A 20,607-nucleotide genomic window follows, 5' to 3' on the forward strand; every position below is an offset into this window, starting at 1 on the left:
GAAAAACCATGCTAAACAAATTCGACAGAGAATAAGCAGTTTTTCCTCTGTTAAGAGTAAGCCTGTTTATGAAAAATAAAATTCTTTAAAAATAGAGAGCCAACATTATAAACCTGCATTAATAATGTAGAATTGTGATGTCGGCTCTTTATTCATATTGATTTAAAACTTATTTTCGAGAGGAGGTTAAGTAATGAGAGCACCATATCAAGTATTGATATTTCCTTATATAAAAACTGACGATTCTATTCAATATGCTATTTTTAACCGAAGTGATTATGGTTATTGGCAAGGAATAGCTGGTGGCGGAGAAGACGGTGAGATTCCTATTGAATCAGCAAAACGGGAAGCGTTTGAAGAGGCTGGTATTACAAGAGAATGTCCATATATACAATTAGATTCTGTGTCTTCACTACCAGTAGAGGATGTAGTTGGAGGATTCCTTTGGGGAGAAGAGATTTATGTAATAAAAGAATTTTCTTTTGGAGTTAAAGTCCCTACAAAAAACATATCATTATCTAAAGAACACTTCCATTATAAATGGTTATGCTTTGAGGAAGCAGTAACGCTTTTGAAATGGGATAGTAACAAAACAGCATTGTGGGAATTAAACAAAAGATTATTAAAACAATAAAAGTGTTAGCTAACAAAGATAGTAGTGGAACAAGAATTGAACCATTAACAAACCTTTGCTACACTTCTAAACAATGTTTTAGATTATAAAATAGAGTAATATAGATTTTGTATAGGTAATTTACTAAGAGAACTTGTACTAAGAAAAGCCCTATACAGTTGACTCTGAAAAAATGAAAATAGTTAGAAATATTTTTATATCGTACGGTTTTTGGCTATGAATAACGGAATAAATATTAAGTATTCAACAGTTTAAATAAAACGAGTTAGCTTTTTATTTTAAGAAGAAAGATGACTCGTTTTATGCTAAAATTCGCTTAGTGTATATTTTCGTTAAAATGTGGGTGGGCCCCCTTTTAGCAAAACCGGAGTGGGAATGATGAGTATAAATAGTTTTGTGGGATTGATAAAGGATGAATTATTAAAAGAGGTAAGTATAAGAAGTGAGGATGAATTCGAGCCTGTAGTAGTTAAAGATATTCCTAGACTTTGGAAGTGTTTAGGAACAGGTAATTATGCCGCAGTATTCATGCACAAAGAATACAAAGATTGGGTAGTGAAAGTTTACGTGCGAGAAGGAGAAGGAATTGAAAAAGAGTCAGAAGTATACCGAAGAATTGGAGATCATCCTTCTTATTCAAAGCTTATATATAAAGGAGAAAATTTCATAGTATTGAAACGTTTAAAAGAAATTACCTTATACGATGCTATTCATAAGGGGATTAAAATTCCTAAGCAAGTAATACTTGATATTAATGAGGCTTTAGAGTATGCGAGGGAACAAGGGTTAACTCCTTGTGATGTTCACGGGAAAAATGTGATGATGGAAAAAGGAAGGGGATATGTAGTCGATGTATCTGATTTCTTAAAAACAAAAGAAGATAGTAAGTGGAGAGACCTAGAAAAGGCATATTTCACCTTTTATTTTCCTTTCATTTATAAATTGCCTCTCCCCGTTAAAATACCGTATTTTATGTTAAACATTGTTAGACGTTCGTACAGAAAATATAAGAAACTTAAAAAGAAATTCAAATTGTAAAAGGACCACATACTTATCTTTAAGTAGATAAGTGTACCAATAGTAAACAAAAGTACCGTACATTTTAGATATGTCTAATATGTACGGTACTAATTTTATAATTTCATGTAGTATCCAGTTGAACAAATGGTTATCCCGCTACATCGCCATAAACTTAAGAAATGCATTGTTCCTAAAAATGATTTGAATTCACATAAATAACTTTAGAAAAATTTAAAATTTTGTTTAGGGGCTACTTCAAGACCTTAGCTTGCTGGGCATGTGGTGCTATCCCAAAATATAAAAAGATTAGGAGTGAATCCTAATCTTTTTATTTATACATATTTTTTTTAGTTATATCACTATCAATTCCAAAACGGGATATTTTGAATAAATGAAACCGTCAAAATAAGTGTTGATACGGAACCAGCAGTTACTAAAGTTACTATTTTTCGTCCATTCTGTTCTTTTGAAGGTTTTATAAGTTCTGTAATTAACACAATCCATATTATGATAGAGATTATTGAAATAATATTTATAGACATATGTAACACATCCCTTCTTATTTTCACATAAATATTTCTTCTTTTATAAAATAAAAGCAATTTAACAAGAAAATATGTAACGCATTACAAATCAATATTTTCCTGTTAAACCACCTTTTTTAAATAGAAATACGACTGATAAAACGATAACAACAGCCTTCAAACTTCCCCAATATGGATAAATAGCATGATCTGTTAGACTAGCATATTGAAAAATATTCTCTAAACCGAAAATCCCTATAATGATCGCTAAAAGAAAAGCGGCTTTTCCAATAGTCGTATTACGATAGAGGGTAAATAAATAGACTGCGAAAATTATTGGTAAGATGATTTGTAGTACGATTATCATAGTTCGTCCCCCAGAGTATTTATAATTATATTATATACAAAATTGTAATAAAAAGGAATGCGACTTATTCGATACTAACAGAACTACTCTAATCATATTCTTCTATAAAAAAGAAGAAAAAGGGGTGTACAGTTAATTGACAAAAGTTAAAGTTAGTTTACGACCCATTGTTCATAATATAAATTTACCAACCGTATTGAAAACAACGATATTTCCAGGTGAATCGACCGAAAGACTATTTATCGCAACCCAATTAGGAGAGATTTTTTACATAGGGGACGGCGTTATAAAGACATTTTTAGATATTCGTCAACAAATTATTAAATTAGGTACATTTGAAGAAGGTGTTTCTAGTAGCGGTTATGATGAACGCGGATTGCTAGGACTTGCGTTCCATCCAAAATTTTATCAAAATGGGTTATTTTATCTTCATTATTCAGTAGCCGGAACTCAAGGGCTAGGTGCACTTTCTGAACAATTTAAACCGAATCCTTGTGACCCTAAAACGTTAAATTTAAAGTGGGTTAATAGAAATACGCAATATGATCACATTGATACTGTGGAAGAATGGAATTTACAATCTAATGGTCAAGCTCAAAAGCGACGAACATTACTGAATGTAAGAAGACCATTTTTTAATCATAACGGAGTCAATAGTTTAAACTTTTCACCTGAGACTGGAAAACTTGTTTTTACAAATGGAGATGGCGGATCAGGTTATGATCCATTTAATTTAAGCCAAGATGATTTAGAAATAGCAGGTAAAATAATTGAAATCGATGTAAGTAAAAATACATTTATAAATAACCCTCCTGTAGTTACACGCTTCGATGAACTTCCTTTATCTATACAAGAAACACTTACAGTAATTGCAAAAGGAGTACGTAATATAACTGGCATTTCATTTCAAAGGTTTTATAATCAATATATCAAATACACCGGAAATGTCGGACAGGATATTGTAGAGTCTATTTTTTCATTTATTCAATATAAACCTATACCGGTTACAGAACTTGTTCAAATGCATTTTATGAGGCTAACTCCCACTCAAGATGGGTTTATCAATTTTGGGTGGCGAGGATGGGAAGGGGATTTACCTACTTCTTTTATACGACATTGTTCTGAGAATCAGACTTTGGATGAGAGAACAATGGCTTATTATGATGAAACGATACAAACTTCAGTGAAGCGTATTCTGCCTCTACTTAGTTATTTTCATAAAGATTCCAGACCCGATAAATTTGGAGGAACTTCACTTACAGGAGTTCAGCCGTATATGGGAACTGCAATCCCGAATTTAACAAGTAGCGTCGTATTTACTGACCTTGCCCAGAAAGAAGAATCAAAGTCTCCAGTTAAGGGGGTTTTAGCCTATACTAGAGCAGGTACAGACGGTAAACATGCTGAGTTTCATGCTATTGAAACCAATTATGATTTTGGTACGCAAGAAGCTTATTATATGAGTTTAGGAACAAATTTGAATCAAACTAGATTATATTTAGGAGTTTACGGTTCTATGAAAGTAACTGATTTTAACAAAGGTACCATTTTCGAAATTGTTCCTTGATACGATATACACTCGCAGTTTAATAATCCAGGGAATTCATTTTGTTTCAAAACGCACAATTTATCCCCCTAAAAGTCTTTTATTGTCTAGTAATTCATAACAAGTAGAAAGCAGCTCATAAACCACTAGTGTATGAATAATATAGAAAGTAATGAATGAGGTATCTTTAGGGGGTATTTTAATGAATTGGTTTGTACGTTATTGGTATCAATTGATGATAGAACATGATACGAACTTTGTTCATAAAAGAAAATTGTCCCTTGCGAATAAGTTAGTACTTACAGCTTTAATGAGTGCATTGGCCACCATGTTTCAAGCAGCAGGAAACTTAGTTCCTGGTATAGGTTTACTCATTAGTCCATTTTCGACATTGCCAATTTTTTTTGCTATTTTCTATTCTATTCGTGAGGGAATACTTTCTTATATTCTTACTATTTTTCTATTATTTATTATTGAGCCAAGTGAACTAATTGTCTTTCCTTTTACTACAGGCTTATTAGGTCTAGCCTTAGGACTAGCCTTTTTAAAATTCAAGAGGAGAATTTGGATTGTTTCCTTTTCAGCGACTTGTCTACTTATAGGGATTATGATCGTTCTCGATGTTTTCCGTTTTCCGGTACTTGGTCCTACTGTTCATACAACTATGGACATAAAAATTATTTTATCAATATTTATACTGAGCTTTCTATACTGCTGGATTTATGCAGGTTTTTGCAGAATAATGATGAATAGATTATGTAAAGTGTTGTATTGACAATGGCATAATGAAGATTGGAGAATGGAGAATGCATTCATGACTAACGTTGCAGTTAGAAGACCGAATTTGAATGATGTAGATGAACTATATTTATTTTTCCGTATCGTTATTACGAATACATACAAAAATGAAGGATTGTCACAATTATTGGATGACATAGAAAATGAAATTAACTCAAAAAAGCAGTATTTGAAAAGTGATTTTGAAAGTAACGGAGAAAGTCGTTACTTTTTATTAGCGATTGATACAAGTAATGATAAAATCATTGGAACAATCGAAACCGGTCCAGCAAGTACATTGATTACTAGTTGTACAGGTGGTGTACTTAAAAATTTGTATGAAATAGGAACTGTATTCATACTTCCCGAATATCAAAGAAAGGGAATAGGGCGTTTATTACTACATACAATGTTTCTTACATTACTTAGCAGAGGGATAACAGAATATTGTTTAGATAGTGGATATAAAAATGCGCAAAGTATATGGATGAAAAAGTTCGGAAAACCTAGCTATGTATTGAAAGATTACTGGGGAGAATCCAGTGATCATATGATTTGGAAGAAAAGTTTACATGATACACCTATAATATTTGAATTATAAAATGAAATATGCCCCTGAACATAGCTTTTCTTACTTATGTATGCTATTATTTATCTTTATAATAAAAGAGGACGTGAATGAACTTGATTAAAATTAGTATCCCTGAAGTTGATGTTACAATTACTGAACGTAAACAAGTTATTAAAGGAGACGAGCCAATCATTACTCCAATTAATGGATTTATCGATTTCCACTTGTTCCCTAGAGATAAAGGCGGCATTTTTATGTTTTACAATATTAATGACGAACTACTTTTCGTAGGTAAAGCTCGTAAAATTAGACAACGTATTAAGAAGCATTTTGAAGATAATGTATCACCAATTAAAAATCACCGTGATGAAGTATACCGCATTGATGCATGTATCGTAGAAGATCCAACAGAAAGAGAAATTTACGAAACATATATCATTAATGAATACAAAGCGAAATATAACGTTGATAAAGTATTCTACAAATAATCAACATTAATAAAAAACAATCCTAGCTAATATGCCAGGATTGTTTTTTATTTAGATTTATTCTTCATATCTTTCTCCTTTTTTTAAATGATTAGCCACAATAAAACAGAATATCCCTATAAATATAAGTACAATACCAAGCGTTTTATGTTTTCCCTCAAAGAAAGGAATATCTGAAATAACATTTGTCATACATAGTCCTAAAAATACAAGGATAGGGCCCATCCAAAGTAATACATTACCGAATTTTGTGTGCGTCCACATAATAACCCTCCTTAATTCTCTTTACATATATATCCATAAATTAAAAGTAAATTCATAGAGAAATATAGTTTTTTTCATATCGAAAATTTAACCCTCATATATTGGTACAAGCAAAAGAGAAAGGAGACCATCATGAATTGGTTAGAAGCTTTCATATTAGGTATAATTCAAGGTTTAACAGAATTTTTACCAATCAGTAGTACCGGACATCTTTATTTAGGAAGACATTTATTTCAATTAGATGAAGCAGGCTTATTTTTAGATACGATGTTGCATATTGGGACTTTACTTGCAGTGTTTATTTATTACAAAAAAGAATTTATATATTTAATTAAAAACCCATTTTCAAAGCTCATGTTATTACTTATCGTTGGGACAATACCCGCAGTTGTAATTGGTTTATTGTTTAAAGACTTCTTTGAAGATATTTCAAAAACAGGAATCACAATCGGTTGGGAGTTTTTAGTGACCGGATTCTTTCTCTACATGGCAGATAAACAAAAGAATGGTCGTAAAAAAATGGATGACATAACATATAAAGACGCATTAATTATCGGTTCATTTCAAGCGGCTGCTATTTTTCCAGCCATTTCCCGTTCTGGAATGACAATTGTCGCTGCATTATGGAGAAAATTAGACCGTGAAACAGCTGCTTACTTTTCTTTTTTACTTTCGACACCAGCAATCGCCGGAGCTATCATTTTGCAATTTGTAGACGTTTTTCAAGGGAAAGCAGAATCTATTTCTAGTACATCTTTAATTGTCGGAACGTTATCAGCATCGTTTTTTGGATACATAGCCGTTTCATGGATGATTCAATATTTAAAACGCCACTCCTTAAAAGTATTCGCGTATTACGTATGGGGATTAGGTATTTTAATTTTAACGTTGCAATTTACTGATGTATTTTAAGTATAATGAAAAAGAAGTTAATTAGTTTAAGATCCTGTTTCATTCATACAAGGCAGGATCTCTTTTTATTAAGGGGGAAAACATGTTTAATAAGGCTATCGTTATTGGTGGAAGTATGGCAGGAAAGTTTGCAGCAAAAGCATTATCAACTTCTTTTAAAGAAGTAATCATTTTAGAAGTCGGTGAAAAATGGGATGGAAAAGCTTCAAGAAAAAGAGTGCCACAAAGTAATCATCCTCACGTGTTATTAAAAGGTGGAGAAAAAGCAATTGAAGAATTGTTTCCTACTATTACGCATGAATTAATAGAAGCGGGCAGTATTATAAACAACTTTACACGTGATTTGAAATGGCATCAATTCGGTCTATGGAAACAACCGTTCATAGGGGAAGTACATATGATTCAACAAAGTCGTCCTTTGCTAGAATGGCATATTCAAAAACGAATACATCAAATTTCAAATATTACTATTAAATATGAAACATTGGTTAAAGGGTTATTGATAGATGAAAAGCTTAACAAAGTGTGTGGAGTAAAAGTTAAATATTTAGAGACTGATACACAAGAAGAAGTCCATGCAGATCTTGTTGTTGATGCGAGTGGATTTGGCTCAAAAAGTATAGAGTGGTTACGAGAATACGGAATTGAAGTACAAGAAGAGAAAGTTCGTATTGATTTATTTTACGCAACGAAAATGTTCAAACTTAAAGAAAATGAGGAGTTAGACTGTTGTAATATGTTAATGTCTCCGAGTTTCCCTGATAACCCTTATGGCGTTCTTATTCAAACGATAGAAGATAATCGTTATTTTGTTACTTTCAGTGGATACGCAAACGAGAAAGCACCACAAACAGATGATGAGTTTTATGATTTTGCTGAAAACCTATCAATTTCTAATGTTACAGATTTCCTAAACAAGGCTGAGGGAATTACTGATATAAAGACATACAAAATTCCTTATCAAGTACGCCGGCGATTTGATTTAGTGAATAATGTACCAGAAGGATTATTAGTTGTTGGAGATGCGCAATGTCGTTTTGATCCCGTTTTCGGCCAAGGTGTATCAGTTGCTGCTATGGAGGCTCACCAATTGCAATTACTTCTGCAAGGTAGAAAACAACTTGATAAAACATTTACACAACAATTTTATAAAAAGGCAGCTAATATAATAGAAACCCCATGGGATATGACAACAACGGAAATATCACGTCACCCGCAGTTAAAGAGAGAATTAACTACAAAACAAAAATTTCAGCTATGGTATACGAAACAAATATATCGACTATCCGCAAGTAATTCTGATGTTTATATTCGGTTAGTACGAGTGATGAATTTGATTCGTAGTCCATTTCATCTTTTTCATCCGAAAGTGCTACTATCTGTATTACTTAATCGAAAGTAATAGCAGGAATATAATTGATTAAAAAAGAATGTATAACAGTTAGTAAATCAAGAAGGAGAATACGGGATGGAAATATACATAGAGCAACTAAAGAAACAAGATGCTAAGGATTTATTTACGTTTGAACTTACGAATAAATCTTTTTTTGAAACAATGGTACCAAATCGTGGCTCGAAATATTTTGAATTTGAATATTTCCAAAAACTACTAGACGATTTATTAATAGAACAGGCGGATGGAGATTCTTATTTTTATTTAATTCGTAATGAAGAAAAAGAAATTGTAGGACGAATAAATTTAGTAGATATAGATACAGAAACTCGAATTAGTTCTCTAGGGTATCGGGTCGGAGAAAAATTTACTAAAAAAGGAGTTGCTACAGCAGCCGTAAAATTAATTTTAGACGTAGCGAAAAATAATGAAATTAATGGGGTTCATGCTAAAACAACTACTAATAATCTCGCATCAAAAATTGTACTAGAAAAAAGCGGATTTTCTTCTTATCAAAACGAATCAGATACAACTTCTGTAGAATTAAATGGAGAACATGTGAAGTTTGTACATTATATTTGGAGAAATACTTCACGCTTATAATAAGGAGGACTTATTCATGAATGATTTACGTTATCCAATTGGCCAATTTACATACAAACGTCCTATAACTGAAGAAATGATTGATACATGGATTCAAGAAATTGAAGATTTACCTCATGAACTAACAAAGGCAATTAAAGATTTAGATCAGAAGCAGTTAGATACACCATATCGCGTTGGAGGGTGGACTGTACGTCAAGTAGTTCATCACGTTGTTGATAGCCATATGAATAGCTACATACGCTTTAAATTAGCACTGACAGAAAAGAATCCAACTATTAAGCCGTATAAAGAAGAGAAGTGGGCAGAGTTACCCGATTCAAAATTACCGGTAGATGTTTCACTAGTAATGCTAGATTCATTACATAAAAGATGGGTTAACCTTTTATATTCTCTAGAAATTGAAGATTTAGAAAAAACATTTAACCATCCTGAAACTGGTGAAACAAAACTTGCTGTTGCAATAGGACTATACGCATGGCATGGTCGTCATCATACCGCTCATATTACCTCGTTAAGAAAGCGACTTAATTGGTAACATGGATATTATATTAGAGAAGGCGACAGAAAGTGATGCAGAAGTTATATTTCAAATGCAAATAGACTCATTTAGCCCTTTATTACATAAATATAAAGACTATGAAACAAATCCAGCAAATGAAACTATCGAAAAAACTATTTGTAGAATAAATCATGTAGACGGTGGCTTCTATAAAATAATAGTGGTAATGAATCTTGTTGGAGCGATATGCATTTCACAAAAAGAAACACCCTCTAAATTTTGGATCAGTCCAATGTTTATTCACCCGAGTTATCAAGGAAAAGGAATTGCCCAAAAGGTACTTACATTAATTGAGGAAATGTTTCCTGAAGCAACGAGCTGGGAACTTGCTACTATTTTAGAAGAAGAGAAAAATTGTTTTTTGTATGAAAAGATGGAGTATAAAAGAACAGAAGTTATAAAGAAATTAAATGATGAAACTACACTTATTTATTACAAAAAAGAAAGGTAAAGCATATAAAATACGCTTTACCTTTTTATGTTATTTTAGATTAAATATACAAAAATAATGTATGTTCTTCCAAAATACTCGGATTAGTAATTTTAAAAATGAATAAAAATACAAAAACCACTACTTTGTCGTAAAGGTTACTAACGCTTTTTGAATGCTTAAAATACTATCGTCACCTTTAAATTCTTTCGTAATTGGATCCTCCATACTAGAGACCCAAATTTTAAGTTCTGCATCTAAATCAAAATGCCCAGCCGTTTCGATGCTATATTGTGTAATGCTTTTATAAGGAATAGAATGGTATTCTGTTTTTTTGCCAGTTACTCCTTGTTTATCTACTAAAATAAGACGACGATTTGTAAATACGATTAGATCACGAATTAATTTATAAGCATGCTCTACTTTTTCATCGTCTAGCATAATCTTCTCTAAATCACGTTCTACACTTTCAGAACTCGTATTTGATGCATTTCCTAAAATACCGCTAAATAAACCCATATTAAATTCCTCCTTTAATATATGTGGAATGAATTACTTATATTGTAACATGTTACTCACAAAGATATTATGACATTACTTTAGTAGTTTCTGGTTATTGTTGTAATTAGTTTATATAACCTCATCTTAAAATCTTGTGCTAATATGAAATTAAGAAAAAAGAAGCAGAGGGATATAGCATGAAGAATATAGGTTTAGTATTAGAAGGCGGAGGAATGAAAGGTTTATATACTGCAGGTGTACTCGAATATTTCATGGAAAAGAACTTATTCTTTCCGTATGTAGTCGGCGTATCAGCTGGAGCCTGTATGGGAGCAACTTATTTATCACGTCAAAAAGGGAGAAATAAGAAAGTAAATACAGAGCTAGTAGCAGATCACCGTTATATATCTTATCGAAATTTGATTCGAAAACGCGAATTATTCGGAATGGATTTTTTATTTGATGAAGTACCTAATAAAATTGTACCATTTGATTTTCAAACTTTCTTAAAATGTAATGAACAGTTTGTCATAGGGACGACTGATTGCGAATCAGGACAAGCCATTTATTATAATAAAGCAGCACACGGAAATGATATTTTAAAAATCATTCGCGCCTCAAGCTCTGTACCGTTTATAGCACCTGCTGTAGAATATAATAATCGAAAATTATTAGATGGAGGGATTATAGACCCTATACCAGTTTTGAAAGCCCAAAAGGATGGTTATGAAAAGAACGTTGTCATTATGACAAAGCCAGAAGGATATGAGAAGCAGCGAAATAAATTTTCAGGCCTGGCTAAAATTTTATATAGAAAATATCCGAAAATCGCAGAGAATTTAGTAGACCATTATCGTTTTTATAATGAGACGATATCTTATATGAATCGAGAAGAACAAAAAGATAATTTTTATGTAATTCAACCAAGTGTACAGCTTCCTATAAGCGGAATAGAAAGAAATAAGGAAAAGCTCGTTAATCTATATAATCTTGGGTATATAGATGCTCAATATCATTATGAAAACTTATTAAATTGGATAGAGAAATAAAGGAGGAGAAAGTTGAAGTTAGGAAAACAAATTATTTTTAAAGAATTGCAGAAAATGCATAGTCCACTGCATAAACCGTTTCCTTATCGTGCTACAGCAAAATTGCAGCGAGACTTAAAAAGTAAATTTACCGAAGATGATTGTATAAACGCTGATTTTAATCATTATTGGATGCATACAGCAGCTACTTTAAATTCTGTACTAAATGGAAACGAACAGAACATTACGTTTCAACAAATAAAGTGGTTAAGAAAATCGTTTTTTGAGTGGTTTCCGCAATATCGTTTTCTAGAAACAGAAATTGTGAATTATCCCATTTTGTATAGAGATTTCATAAGTTATGAGAAGACCAGGAAGCTATTACTTTATTACCTTACTGAATAAAAGCGAAAACGTACAGGTTACATTACTTGTACGTTTTTTTGTTCATAAAACATTCAATATTAACAACTAGTTTATATAGGAATTCTAATGAGAAGAAAGAAGTACATATAATAGAATGCTACAGGGGAGGAGAGAGGAATAGCTGTTTTGCTTTAAGTTATTGTCCAACTCGAATACAGTTAGTTATTTATGTTAAAATTTTTCGAGTGAAATCAAACTTTTAAGGATTTCATTGAACATTAAACAAAACAAGTTAGCAACGTAGAAGGGATAACATTAACATGAAAAACGTATCAAATATAGATAAAGTAGAATCAATAAAATCTTTACAGTCAACAATTAGTAAACTTGAAAATACCTTATCACAGATGACTCAAAAAGGATCAAATACTACTTTAGTGAAAAAAAGACTCAAAGCAGCTAGTATCGGCTTAGCTATGTTAGAAAGTGTTTGGAAGCAAGAAACTCATCATTATACTCAGGAAGATTTAGCAGAAGCTCGTAATGTTCTAATTGGTTTGCTTCCATCAATTGAAAAGATTTACGTTAAGTCAAAGCTTGGGAGTCCTCAAAGAACGCTTTTAGAAAGAAGAATAAAATCGTTGGAACTTTCTATTCAAGCAATAGACAATTATTCTAGTAAATAACTCATTTAAAGAGTCTTATTACAAAAGTGTAGCAAGGCTCTTATATCATTCTATCAAAATTAAATATCCTTACTGCCACATTGCAGCAAGGGCAAAACATCTTGATCTACCTCATAATTATTCTCAAACTTCACATCTTCAAGAACATTTCATTGTCTTTAATAAAAATCCATGCATTAAGTAATCTTCAATCGCAAAAACACTCAATTATTTAATTTACGAAAATGGAATACCGCCATGTATTGCTGTAGATCATGTTAATCAGCTAGAAGAACTAACTTTTGAAAACGATATTCCTTGGATTGAAAATCAAATTTCATCTATAAATTCTAATGCAACTCAACTTCACTTTTATATGGTAGCAGGACAACTTGAAAATAAACCTCTTTTAACGGCCAATAATCACTTGTATAGAGCTTTAAAAGATAAAGGGTACAAAACCACTTATGAAGAGTTTCAAGACGCTCATGATAGCATGTGAGGGTGAAAAAAGTTGTTTGATGGATTGAAAGCTTTGAAATAGATAAAAACCACACTTTAAAATAAAAAGGAGAGAAAATCTATGAAGCAGGAAGAACTCGATAAAAAACTAAAAAAACAAGAGATTTTAGTAAAAGATGAGAAAGTTTGGTCCTATACGTATGAGGATCATATTAGTTCTATCGTTAAACAAGCAGAACAGAAAGGAGCTTTTGATAATTTACCTGGTAAAGGGAAACCTCTTAATCTTGATAAAGATCTTTCTTACAATCCTGAAAAGCAACTTTATAGAACTTTAGCAAATAATCATGTTTTACCTAAGTGGATTGAGCTTTCAAAAGAAATTGACGATTTAAAAGAAAAGCTAAAAGAAAATACAAATACTGCAGAAGCAGCGGATTTAATTCGAACTATTAATAAAAAGGTATTAGAACATAATCTACTTTGTCCACCAAGCGCGCAAAAAATGAGGGTGAAAATGGATTTTTAACGATTTTCAATTAAGCTATCGCTTACTATATAATTAAGTTAGGCATTTTCAATTCATTACTAAAGGGAGGCAAATGTAGTGAAGAATACTTATCAACTTCAAATTCCGAAAGAACTAGAACAGTATCGTAGTATTTTAGAAGAAAGTGTGAAACCGTATGTTAAAGTGTCTGGAACATTAGCAGAGGAGACAACGCTTTTTGAAAGTAAGTTTGGTGGATATCCGTATTTACCTATAGATCAAGAGTATCCTAAAGACTCAAACGGACAACCTATGATGCTACTTGCGCAGTTAAACCTTGAAGAAATACCAAACATTGAACATATGCCTCAACATGGAATGTTACAGTTTTTCATAAGTGCTGAAGAAGATCTTTTTGGAGCAAATTTTGATCATCCAACAGTCCAAAAAGACTTTCGAATTGTTTATCATTCTACAATCACAGCGGATTTAACTAAGGTGATTACTGATTTTAGTTATTTAAACACTTTAGATTTAGAGAATTTTATCATACCCGAAGCAGCAAAACTAAAGTTTGAGTTGGCATATCAACCAGTAACACCAAGAGATTATCGATTTGAAATGATTTTTAGTGATAACATTGATTGGGAAGAAATTGTTGATGAAGAAAATAATACAGAATTAGGCGAACTGTATGATGATTTATGTAAAGATCAAGGACATAAAATTGGTGGTTATCCATTTTTCACACAGACAGATCCGAGAGAATGGGAAGAAAAATACCAGCAACATGACATATTATTGCTGCAAATCGATACAGACGATTCATTAAATATTATGTGGGGCGATTCTGGGGTTGCTAATTTCTTTATACGTAAGGAAGATTTGTTAAATCTAGATTTTTCCAATGTCATTTACAATTGGGATTGTTACTAGAAGATATAAATAAAATAATAGCAAACAAAAAATCTTCCTGAAGGTGAGGAGGATTTTTTTATGTTAAAAATAAGCGTTATGTTAACTAGAATAAAAAACAATGTGTAATGAAAGTCAAGCCTAAATAACAGAAATAACAACAAATAATGTAAAGTTGTAAAACATGTGCAAATAGCAATAAATTCATTAAGTAAAACATAAAATAAAATTACTAATTTATATTTTGTATAGAAATAATTTTTCTGTATAAAAATTTCTTACCAATCAAAAATGTTTTTAATTCGTTAAATCTTAAGTGATTATTGATTAAGATTTGCTGTGATGAATTTATAACAAATAAAAACGATAAAAACTGAAGAAATTTGTTTAGATAAGATTTCTTGTGAATCTCACTAAAAATCTCCGTTTCGTCTCATTAAGTATAGTTTACTTGGGTTTTGATACCTGATATTGCTTTGTTTCTATAACTGCCTATAATATATATTATGTCTACTAGAAAAAAATAATAAACTTATTATAAGTTGGTTTGATTTGGTATACTTCCCTTTTCTTTATTTATTAGTGAATAGTTCGTTGATGCTGGATTAGTGTAAATAACCATTAATAAAACATAATAAAAAGCAACTTGTTTAATTATTAAATTTAAACAAGTTGCTTTGAATTTGACTAAACTATATTTATAATTTGTTTGCTTTAGCAATTACTTTGATTTCAATTAATAATTCATCGTGAATTTTAATTTTATAATTGAACTTGTTTGTGAATTATTTGATTATCATTACAATTATTCTTTTTCTTGAAAAATATTATATTTACGCTTTAAATGCAAACCTTTATCTTTATAAATCCACCGTGAAAATTTAATAACATTATTTTTACCACTTAGGTAAATACGATAGTGTTTTTCTTTGTCAACAAAACTTAATTGGAATTTATTATTCTCAAGGATATCTTTAAAAGAATTCATAAAATTATATGATCCTCCAACAAAACTAACAAAGTATTTGTGAGAGTTAACATGACCATCCCCATCAAAATACCCACGAACAAAATGATGCAAATATTCTTCTGGTACAAAAGGAAATTCGATGTTAAATGATTTACATGGCATAATTCCGTGTATGTTCATAAGGTCGTCTTTTATTGTTTTGCTATTAATATTTAGCATATATACGCCTGTTTTTTTGTTTTGATAAAGTGGCTGGTTTGTTTTTAGTTCTTTTTTTATATCTTCTAAAATATAACTTTCTTTTTGAGATATACTGACACATTGATTTTCTTTCTGTATAACACCATCTGCTGCTATAAACCCTAAAATATAAGCCATATTGTTTGACCACGTTTTAAAATAATCTTCTGTTATGTCATACTTTCTCTTCCAACTCCCTATAGCGCGCCTTGGTACGTTATTGTCTGATAAAACCATACGAATATACCTTGCAGACACATTAGCAAGCATAGCGATTTCTAAGGTGCTCTTCCCTTCAGTATACAAATGCATGATTTCAGATTTTGATAGTTTACATTTTGATTTCTTTTTTCGCTCTATGTGCACTTACATCCTCTCCTTTCTTTCTTTCTTTTATTAGAGACATATTTTCTTCTATAACATACAACGGAACGTATGTTCTTTGTTTCGTATAAGAAGGAATTTACTAAATAAAAACAATTTACATGTACTTAATATTTGTCTTAGCTGCTGCTGTGCGATTTGTACTTTATAGATACAAATAATGAATTTGACGAATTTATGAAATACAAGGCATTTTAGATGAAAGGTAAAATAATATAGTTTAAACTACAAATAGCTACAATAACAACATACGTAAATTGTTAATCGTAAAAAGGAGAACGAATGAATAAGAAATATACAAATCAAATTCATACTGATATGAGTTTTAAACCGAAAGATATTATAAGTTTAATGACGGATTACTTTAAAATAAAATCAAAGCTGCGTCCTATAAAGGATTTGCCTATCGTTTTATCAAATAAAGATAATGAATCGTTAGAGAGTGTTACATGGTTTGGCCATTCTGCTTCTCTTTTGAAAATAGAAGGTAAAAAACTGTTATTAGACCCTATGTTTGGAGATGCCTCTTCCCCATTTCCTTTGTTTAATAGTAAACGCTATAGTGGTGCTTTTTCTTTAGAACGTGATGACCTTCAAGAAATTGATGCGATTATCATTTCTCATAATCACTATGATCATTTGAATTACAAAAGTATTATGCAGTTAAAAGATCGCGCAAAGCACTTTTATGTTCCAACTGGAGTTGCACAATATCTTATTAAATGGGGTGTTTCGCCTAGTAAAATTAGTGAGCATAATTGGTGGGACGAAATTACGTTTGATAATATTAAGTTAGTATGTGCACCTGCAAGGCATTTCTCTGGACGTGGTATGACAGATAGAGATCGTTCATTATGGTGTTCATGGCTTATTCTTGGTCAAGAGACTAAAATTTTCTTTAGTGGTGATAGCGGTTATGCCCCTCACTTTAAGGGAATTGGTGATAAATACGGTCCATTCGATCTTACATTAATGGAATGCGGGCAATATGATCCGAGGTGGTCTGCGATTCATATGTTGCCTGAAGAAACGGTACAAGCTCATATTGATGTTAAAGGAGAATTACTTCTTCCAATTCATTGGGGTGCTTTTACGTTAGCATTACACGAATGGAGTGACCCGATAGAACGTGTTACGAAAGAAGCTAACCGTTTAGGAGTTAAAATTACAACGCCTCAAATTGGCGAATCTATTACGTTTAAATCTACAGACTATCCTAGGTATGCTTGGTGGCGAAAAGTCTAATTATAGTAAAAAGCGAATCTGTCTTATATAGAAGATTCGCTTTTTACTTATTGATTATAATGTATCGTTTACAAACTGATTAAACTTGTCTATTTCTTCAACGAATGGATTATGATTACTTTCTTCAAATTTAGTTAATGCTGCGTTCGGAATTAAATTTGCTATTTCACGAGAAAATATGTAGGGACATTGCGTATCATGCTTACCACAGTATATAAAACTTGGGATTTTTACGAATTTAAGTTTCTGACGAACATCATAATCTTTATATTCAACTTGTCTAAAATAATTTAACCGATTGCCAACTGTCTTTCCGCTATTCGGCAATTTTAATGCCTCTTCAAGCTTTTCTTCAGAATAAAATGACATAAGTGCCCACTCTCTACTCAATGCTTTTCTTTCTTCTTGTAATATACTATCATCATTTAATTTATTCATAATTGATACGATTCTATTAAAATTTTCATTTTTACTACAGTATATACTATCTTTATGGGATGCATATTCCATACTCGCCGCTGCGCCACCAACAATTATTTTCGTTAAATTTTCTTGTGCTTCAGTCGCATATACAAGAGCTAACATCCCTCCTGTTGAATGACCAGCAAATCCCCACTTATTAATATATAAAGCTTCGCGAATCGCTTCTAAATCTTTAACCGTTTCCGTCATACTAAATTCGGAATCGCTATTTGCTAAATCTGAATTCCCACAACCCTTTAAATTAACTAAATATACGCTATAAAAATCAGTGAATGGGTTTGCAAAAGTATTTCCATTATTGTTATATTCACTATACATATGTGTAACGCATAAAGGCGGACCTTCTCCCTTCACAAAATACTCAAATTTTCCTCTAGTAGTCTTGATAATATTTGTTTTCCACATATTGAATCTCCTGTCTAAAATTTTTATTTCTATCTGCTTTTAGAAGTGAATTCATAAATAAAAATATTACTTTATTATATTGGATTTCCCACTATCTAAAACTCTATTTGCTGGTACACTGGACATTTCAACCACTGTATTCATACTCTTATCAGTCAGTTCAATGAGTTCGTTTTCATGTTTTATTTTATTTAAATCCCATACCATCCCATGAAATTCATTATGCTGCCCACTTACCTGTATAATGCTTTTTGTTTTATTTGAAGGCTGTATTTGAAGATTTGTAAATTGATTCCCACTAATTTCATTTGGCGTAGTTACTTGACTATCCATATAAATCATATTTACACAGTCTTCTAAAGAAAAGTTCATAAAACGATTGGCATTTATCCAAGCTTGTCCGGTGCTCGGTTTTTTTGCTACTAATTTTAGTCCGGTTTCCATTCCTACAATTTTAATGTTTTCGAAGTTAACAAACGAAATTTCATTTTCTTTTCCAGCGGAGTATAAAGAAATTCCGGTACCTTTATTCGTTTCCGTCCAATTGATAATATTTATATCTTTTATTTGTGTTTTGTTCCAAGTGTTATAATACTTATTTTTACCGTCTAAATAAATAACTTCAGAGTTAAATTTAGGATCGTCAATAGCTATATACGCTCCTTCAATGGATGCGTTTTTCTCTAGTTCTAGAACTCTAAAGTTTCCCTCAACCACAAATTGTGATCCATAACCAAATAATAATTTCACACCTTTTTTAACAGTGATTGGTGACGTGATTTTATACTTTTTATCATCAAGCAATACGGTTTTTATTTTACTAGACGCTGCTTTATTAATAGCAGATTGTATTTTTATTGAATCATTTGCCCCTTTAAAGTCTTCTACATACAAGTTAGCACTTTTAGCTACATAGTCTTTTTTGTTGTATTGATAAAAAGCAAAAATAATTAAAACTATACCAATGAGTAAAACAATTATTTTCTTCATCGTACTCACCCCATATCGATTAATCTATGGCTTTTATATTTAGGTTATTATTATTTTGCTTTGTATTTCAGATTACCATTGCTGCTTTGTCTATGAATTATATTATGTAGGAATTAGTAAACTGTTTGCTATACTAATACATCATTCTTATAATGTATTAATTTATGATTTCATAAAACAAAAGTCTGCTTGTACATAATGTAATCCCTTCCTCTATCCCTAATAAGCTCTTACTGGTGATATAAGATGTACTGCTGCAGATTGCTCTCCTGCTTCAATCAATATCGGTCTCATAGAACCGCCAAAGCTTAAAGTAATCGTTTCTTCTTTTATTGCTCTTAAAGCATCAACCATAAAACGCCCATCGAAAGATATATTTAATTGTTTTTCGCCTTGAATCGCATCTATTTGTTGCGTTTCGGATATTTGCCCAATTTGAGAAGCGTTTGAAGAAATTTTAATTGTAGATTCGTTTATGATTTCTAAGTTAACATTGTTATTGGCCCATTCACTTGCTAATAAACTTGATCGGTCTACACCTTGTAATATCTTTTTTCTATCTATGTTAATAATCGTTTTAAAGTCATTTGGAATAAGGTTGGAAATATTAGGATATTTCCCTTCAATTAGTCTTGAATATAATGTAGTTGTTCCGAGCGTAAATATAATATGACTCTCTGAAAGGTAGATATATACGAATTCCGAATTGCTGTTCATTAATTTTAGAAGTTCACTAATGGTTGCGCTTGGTACAATACAATTTGCTTTTACATCTGAGGAAAGCAATGTTTCACGTATCGCTAGTCTATGTGAGTCAGTTGCAGCACAAATTAACTTATTATTAGATAACTCTATATGCACCCCAGTAAGAACAGGTCTAGATTCATTTTTCGCTACCGCAAAGACTGTTTGTTTAAATACTTCAATCAATTGCTCTGTCTCTACTTTGATTTCTGCATGATTGTCTATAAGCGGTACATTCGGAAACTCATCTGCAGGAAATCCATTTAAACTTAATGTGATTTCTTCTGATTGTATCGTAATTAATTGCTCATTCTTACTTTTTATTGCTATATCACTTGGCATTTTCTTTATTATTTCAATGAAATACTTTGCAGGTACAACAATAGTTCCTGCCTTTATAATAGTTGCAATCTTTTCGTCTTCAATTGAAACAGGAATGAATTTTTCGATAAAAATATTCGAGTTACTTGCAATTAAAGTAATTCCAGATTGATCTGCAGTTATTTTTATACCAGATAATATAGGAATTAAAGATTTTGTTGATATCGCTTTGTTAACTTCTGAAAGTGCTTGAGTAAATTGTTTGTGATTAACGATGAACTCCATGTTTTCCCCACCTTACATGAGA

The 20,607-nt window shown here is 31.4% G+C and carries 24 protein-coding genes and 1 pseudogene; 17 read left to right on the plus strand and 8 right to left on the minus strand.

The window, feature by feature from the left end; translation table 11 throughout:
* The first annotated feature begins 193 nt into the window (after window positions 1-193).
* Window positions 194-634: an NUDIX hydrolase gene (locus MR170_RS09885; RefSeq protein WP_048564750.1), complete on the plus strand. Its 441-nt coding sequence runs from the start codon at window positions 194-196 to the stop codon at window positions 632-634.
* Between the two features lie 378 nt (window positions 635-1,012).
* A complete protein-coding gene (locus MR170_RS09890; protein WP_016081367.1) occupies window positions 1,013-1,672 on the plus strand; it encodes a protein kinase family protein in 660 nt (219 codons plus the stop codon).
* 344 nt (window positions 1,673-2,016) lie between these two features.
* Here MR170_RS09890 and MR170_RS09895 read toward each other — a convergent pair whose 3' ends face one another.
* Both MR170_RS09895 and MR170_RS09900 read right to left on the minus strand, forming a co-directional pair.
* A complete protein-coding gene (locus MR170_RS09895) occupies window positions 2,017-2,196 on the minus strand; it encodes a hypothetical protein (RefSeq protein ID WP_000026312.1) in 180 nt (59 codons plus the stop codon).
* Window positions 2,197-2,287: 91 nt separating this feature from the next.
* Window positions 2,288-2,545, minus strand: a complete 258-nt coding sequence (locus MR170_RS09900; protein ID WP_016081368.1) for a hypothetical protein — start codon at window positions 2,543-2,545, stop codon at window positions 2,288-2,290.
* Between the two features lie 136 nt (window positions 2,546-2,681).
* On the opposite strand from MR170_RS09900, the gene MR170_RS09905 reads away from it, so the two are divergent.
* From MR170_RS09905 to MR170_RS09920, 4 genes are all read left to right on the plus strand, one after another.
* Complete coding sequence (locus tag MR170_RS09905) at window positions 2,682-4,112, plus strand: PQQ-dependent sugar dehydrogenase (RefSeq protein WP_242308153.1); 1,431 nt, start codon at window positions 2,682-2,684, stop codon at window positions 4,110-4,112.
* 181 nt (window positions 4,113-4,293) lie between these two features.
* Window positions 4,294-4,866, plus strand: a complete 573-nt coding sequence (locus MR170_RS09910; RefSeq protein WP_016081370.1) for a hypothetical protein — start codon at window positions 4,294-4,296, stop codon at window positions 4,864-4,866.
* Between the two features lie 39 nt (window positions 4,867-4,905).
* Window positions 4,906-5,469 (plus strand): GNAT family N-acetyltransferase, encoded by a 564-nt coding sequence (locus MR170_RS09915; RefSeq protein WP_242308155.1) that lies wholly within the window; start codon window positions 4,906-4,908, stop codon window positions 5,467-5,469.
* Window positions 5,470-5,546: 77 nt separating this feature from the next.
* Window positions 5,547-5,927 (plus strand): nucleotide excision repair endonuclease, encoded by a 381-nt coding sequence (locus MR170_RS09920; protein WP_001048947.1) that lies wholly within the window; start codon window positions 5,547-5,549, stop codon window positions 5,925-5,927.
* A 57-nt stretch (window positions 5,928-5,984) separates the two neighbouring features.
* On the opposite strand, the gene MR170_RS09925 is transcribed toward MR170_RS09920, so the two are convergent.
* Entirely contained in the window at window positions 5,985-6,191 is a 207-nt protein-coding gene (locus tag MR170_RS09925; RefSeq protein ID WP_242308157.1) for a hypothetical protein, read from the minus strand.
* 132 nt (window positions 6,192-6,323) lie between these two features.
* Here MR170_RS09925 and MR170_RS09930 point away from each other — a divergent pair, with 132 nt between their 5' ends.
* The 5 genes from MR170_RS09930 to MR170_RS09950 all read left to right on the plus strand — a co-directional run bounded on the left by MR170_RS09930 (window position 6,324) and on the right by MR170_RS09950 (window position 10,112).
* Window positions 6,324-7,103 (plus strand): undecaprenyl-diphosphate phosphatase, encoded by a 780-nt coding sequence (locus tag MR170_RS09930; protein ID WP_016081372.1) that lies wholly within the window; start codon window positions 6,324-6,326, stop codon window positions 7,101-7,103.
* Window positions 7,104-7,185: 82 nt separating this feature from the next.
* Complete coding sequence (locus MR170_RS09935) at window positions 7,186-8,505, plus strand: FAD-dependent oxidoreductase (RefSeq protein ID WP_242308159.1); 1,320 nt, start codon at window positions 7,186-7,188, stop codon at window positions 8,503-8,505.
* Between the two features lie 66 nt (window positions 8,506-8,571).
* Entirely contained in the window at window positions 8,572-9,099 is a 528-nt protein-coding gene (locus MR170_RS09940) for a GNAT family N-acetyltransferase (RefSeq protein WP_016081374.1), read from the plus strand.
* Window positions 9,100-9,115: 16 nt separating this feature from the next.
* Window positions 9,116-9,637 (plus strand): YfiT family bacillithiol transferase, encoded by a 522-nt coding sequence (locus MR170_RS09945; RefSeq protein ID WP_000999062.1) that lies wholly within the window; start codon window positions 9,116-9,118, stop codon window positions 9,635-9,637.
* 1 nt (window position 9,638) lies between these two features.
* Window positions 9,639-10,112, plus strand: a complete 474-nt coding sequence (locus MR170_RS09950) for a GNAT family N-acetyltransferase (RefSeq protein WP_242308161.1) — start codon at window positions 9,639-9,641, stop codon at window positions 10,110-10,112.
* 120 nt (window positions 10,113-10,232) lie between these two features.
* On the opposite strand, the gene MR170_RS09955 is transcribed toward MR170_RS09950, so the two are convergent.
* Window positions 10,233-10,610, minus strand: a complete 378-nt coding sequence (locus MR170_RS09955) for a PH domain-containing protein (RefSeq protein ID WP_000522472.1) — start codon at window positions 10,608-10,610, stop codon at window positions 10,233-10,235.
* 179 nt (window positions 10,611-10,789) lie between these two features.
* Between MR170_RS09955 and MR170_RS09960 the strand changes: the two genes are divergently transcribed.
* From MR170_RS09960 to MR170_RS09985, 5 genes and pseudogenes are all read left to right on the plus strand, one after another.
* Window positions 10,790-11,641 carry a patatin-like phospholipase family protein gene (locus MR170_RS09960; RefSeq protein ID WP_242308163.1) on the plus strand — a complete coding sequence of 284 codons (852 nt, stop codon included), beginning with the start codon at window positions 10,790-10,792 and terminating at the stop codon, window positions 11,639-11,641.
* Window positions 11,642-11,653: 12 nt separating this feature from the next.
* The gene (locus MR170_RS09965; protein WP_029442484.1) at window positions 11,654-12,025 is read left to right on the plus strand and encodes a YxiJ-like family protein; all 372 of its coding nucleotides are present in this window, start codon (window positions 11,654-11,656) and stop codon (window positions 12,023-12,025) included.
* Between the two features lie 281 nt (window positions 12,026-12,306).
* Window positions 12,307-12,672, plus strand: a complete 366-nt coding sequence (locus MR170_RS09970) for a hypothetical protein (RefSeq protein ID WP_242308165.1) — start codon at window positions 12,307-12,309, stop codon at window positions 12,670-12,672.
* A gap of 88 nt (window positions 12,673-12,760) precedes the next feature.
* A pseudogene (locus MR170_RS32690) lies at window positions 12,761-13,642 on the plus strand (DnaJ family domain-containing protein); the annotation flags it as partial.
* Between the two features lie 78 nt (window positions 13,643-13,720).
* Entirely contained in the window at window positions 13,721-14,539 is an 819-nt protein-coding gene (locus MR170_RS09985) for a YwqG family protein (protein WP_242308170.1), read from the plus strand.
* A gap of 784 nt (window positions 14,540-15,323) precedes the next feature.
* Here the strand turns inward: MR170_RS09985 and MR170_RS09990 are convergent.
* Entirely contained in the window at window positions 15,324-16,094 is a 771-nt protein-coding gene (locus tag MR170_RS09990) for an LAGLIDADG family homing endonuclease (protein ID WP_242308173.1), read from the minus strand.
* 300 nt (window positions 16,095-16,394) lie between these two features.
* On the opposite strand from MR170_RS09990, the gene MR170_RS09995 reads away from it, so the two are divergent.
* Window positions 16,395-17,357 carry an MBL fold metallo-hydrolase gene (locus tag MR170_RS09995; RefSeq protein ID WP_242308176.1) on the plus strand — a complete coding sequence of 321 codons (963 nt, stop codon included), beginning with the start codon at window positions 16,395-16,397 and terminating at the stop codon, window positions 17,355-17,357.
* A 54-nt stretch (window positions 17,358-17,411) separates the two neighbouring features.
* Here the strand turns inward: MR170_RS09995 and MR170_RS10000 are convergent, their stop codons facing one another.
* The 3 genes from MR170_RS10000 to dnaN all read right to left on the minus strand — a co-directional run bounded on the left by MR170_RS10000 (window position 17,412) and on the right by dnaN (window position 20,585).
* Window positions 17,412-18,245 (minus strand): alpha/beta fold hydrolase, encoded by an 834-nt coding sequence (locus MR170_RS10000; protein ID WP_242308178.1) that lies wholly within the window; start codon window positions 18,243-18,245, stop codon window positions 17,412-17,414.
* A 66-nt stretch (window positions 18,246-18,311) separates the two neighbouring features.
* Window positions 18,312-19,235 (minus strand): hypothetical protein, encoded by a 924-nt coding sequence (locus MR170_RS10005; protein WP_242308180.1) that lies wholly within the window; start codon window positions 19,233-19,235, stop codon window positions 18,312-18,314.
* 219 nt (window positions 19,236-19,454) lie between these two features.
* On the minus strand, window positions 19,455-20,585 hold the full coding sequence (gene dnaN / locus MR170_RS10010; protein ID WP_029442480.1) for a DNA polymerase III subunit beta: 1,131 nt from the start codon (window positions 20,583-20,585) through the stop codon (window positions 19,455-19,457).
* Between the last annotated feature and the right edge of the window lie 22 nt (window positions 20,586-20,607).

This window comes from Bacillus cereus group sp. BfR-BA-01524 (genome assembly GCF_022662595.1).
Classification (GTDB): domain Bacteria; phylum Bacillota; class Bacilli; order Bacillales; family Bacillaceae_G; genus Bacillus_A; species Bacillus_A thuringiensis_S.

What these genes read in the sequence shown, in the direction of transcription:
- MR170_RS09885 (WP_048564750.1), top strand. Translation starts at nt 194, where the DNA reads ATGAGAGCACCATATCAAGTATTGATATTTCCTTATATAAAAACTGAC.
- MR170_RS09890 (WP_016081367.1), top strand. Translation starts at nt 1,013, where the DNA reads ATGAGTATAAATAGTTTTGTGGGATTGATAAAGGATGAATTATTAAAA.
- MR170_RS09895 (WP_000026312.1), bottom strand. Translation starts at nt 2,196, where the DNA reads ATGTCTATAAATATTATTTCAATAATCTCTATCATAATATGGATTGTG.
- MR170_RS09900 (WP_016081368.1), bottom strand. Translation starts at nt 2,545, where the DNA reads ATGATAATCGTACTACAAATCATCTTACCAATAATTTTCGCAGTCTAT.
- MR170_RS09910 (WP_016081370.1), top strand. Translation starts at nt 4,294, where the DNA reads ATGAATTGGTTTGTACGTTATTGGTATCAATTGATGATAGAACATGAT.
- MR170_RS09915 (WP_242308155.1), top strand. Translation starts at nt 4,906, where the DNA reads ATGACTAACGTTGCAGTTAGAAGACCGAATTTGAATGATGTAGATGAA.
- MR170_RS09920 (WP_001048947.1), top strand. Translation starts at nt 5,547, where the DNA reads ATGAACTTGATTAAAATTAGTATCCCTGAAGTTGATGTTACAATTACT.
- MR170_RS09925 (WP_242308157.1), bottom strand. Translation starts at nt 6,191, where the DNA reads ATGTGGACGCACACAAAATTCGGTAATGTATTACTTTGGATGGGCCCT.
- MR170_RS09930 (WP_016081372.1), top strand. Translation starts at nt 6,324, where the DNA reads ATGAATTGGTTAGAAGCTTTCATATTAGGTATAATTCAAGGTTTAACA.
- MR170_RS09935 (WP_242308159.1), top strand. Translation starts at nt 7,186, where the DNA reads ATGTTTAATAAGGCTATCGTTATTGGTGGAAGTATGGCAGGAAAGTTT.
- MR170_RS09940 (WP_016081374.1), top strand. Translation starts at nt 8,572, where the DNA reads ATGGAAATATACATAGAGCAACTAAAGAAACAAGATGCTAAGGATTTA.
- MR170_RS09945 (WP_000999062.1), top strand. Translation starts at nt 9,116, where the DNA reads ATGAATGATTTACGTTATCCAATTGGCCAATTTACATACAAACGTCCT.
- MR170_RS09950 (WP_242308161.1), top strand. Translation starts at nt 9,639, where the DNA reads ATGGATATTATATTAGAGAAGGCGACAGAAAGTGATGCAGAAGTTATA.
- MR170_RS09955 (WP_000522472.1), bottom strand. Translation starts at nt 10,610, where the DNA reads ATGGGTTTATTTAGCGGTATTTTAGGAAATGCATCAAATACGAGTTCT.
- MR170_RS09960 (WP_242308163.1), top strand. Translation starts at nt 10,790, where the DNA reads ATGAAGAATATAGGTTTAGTATTAGAAGGCGGAGGAATGAAAGGTTTA.
- MR170_RS09970 (WP_242308165.1), top strand. Translation starts at nt 12,307, where the DNA reads ATGAAAAACGTATCAAATATAGATAAAGTAGAATCAATAAAATCTTTA.
- MR170_RS09995 (WP_242308176.1), top strand. Translation starts at nt 16,395, where the DNA reads ATGAATAAGAAATATACAAATCAAATTCATACTGATATGAGTTTTAAA.
- MR170_RS10000 (WP_242308178.1), bottom strand. Translation starts at nt 18,245, where the DNA reads ATGTGGAAAACAAATATTATCAAGACTACTAGAGGAAAATTTGAGTAT.
- MR170_RS10005 (WP_242308180.1), bottom strand. Translation starts at nt 19,235, where the DNA reads ATGAAGAAAATAATTGTTTTACTCATTGGTATAGTTTTAATTATTTTT.
- dnaN (WP_029442480.1), bottom strand. Translation starts at nt 20,585, where the DNA reads ATGGAGTTCATCGTTAATCACAAACAATTTACTCAAGCACTTTCAGAA.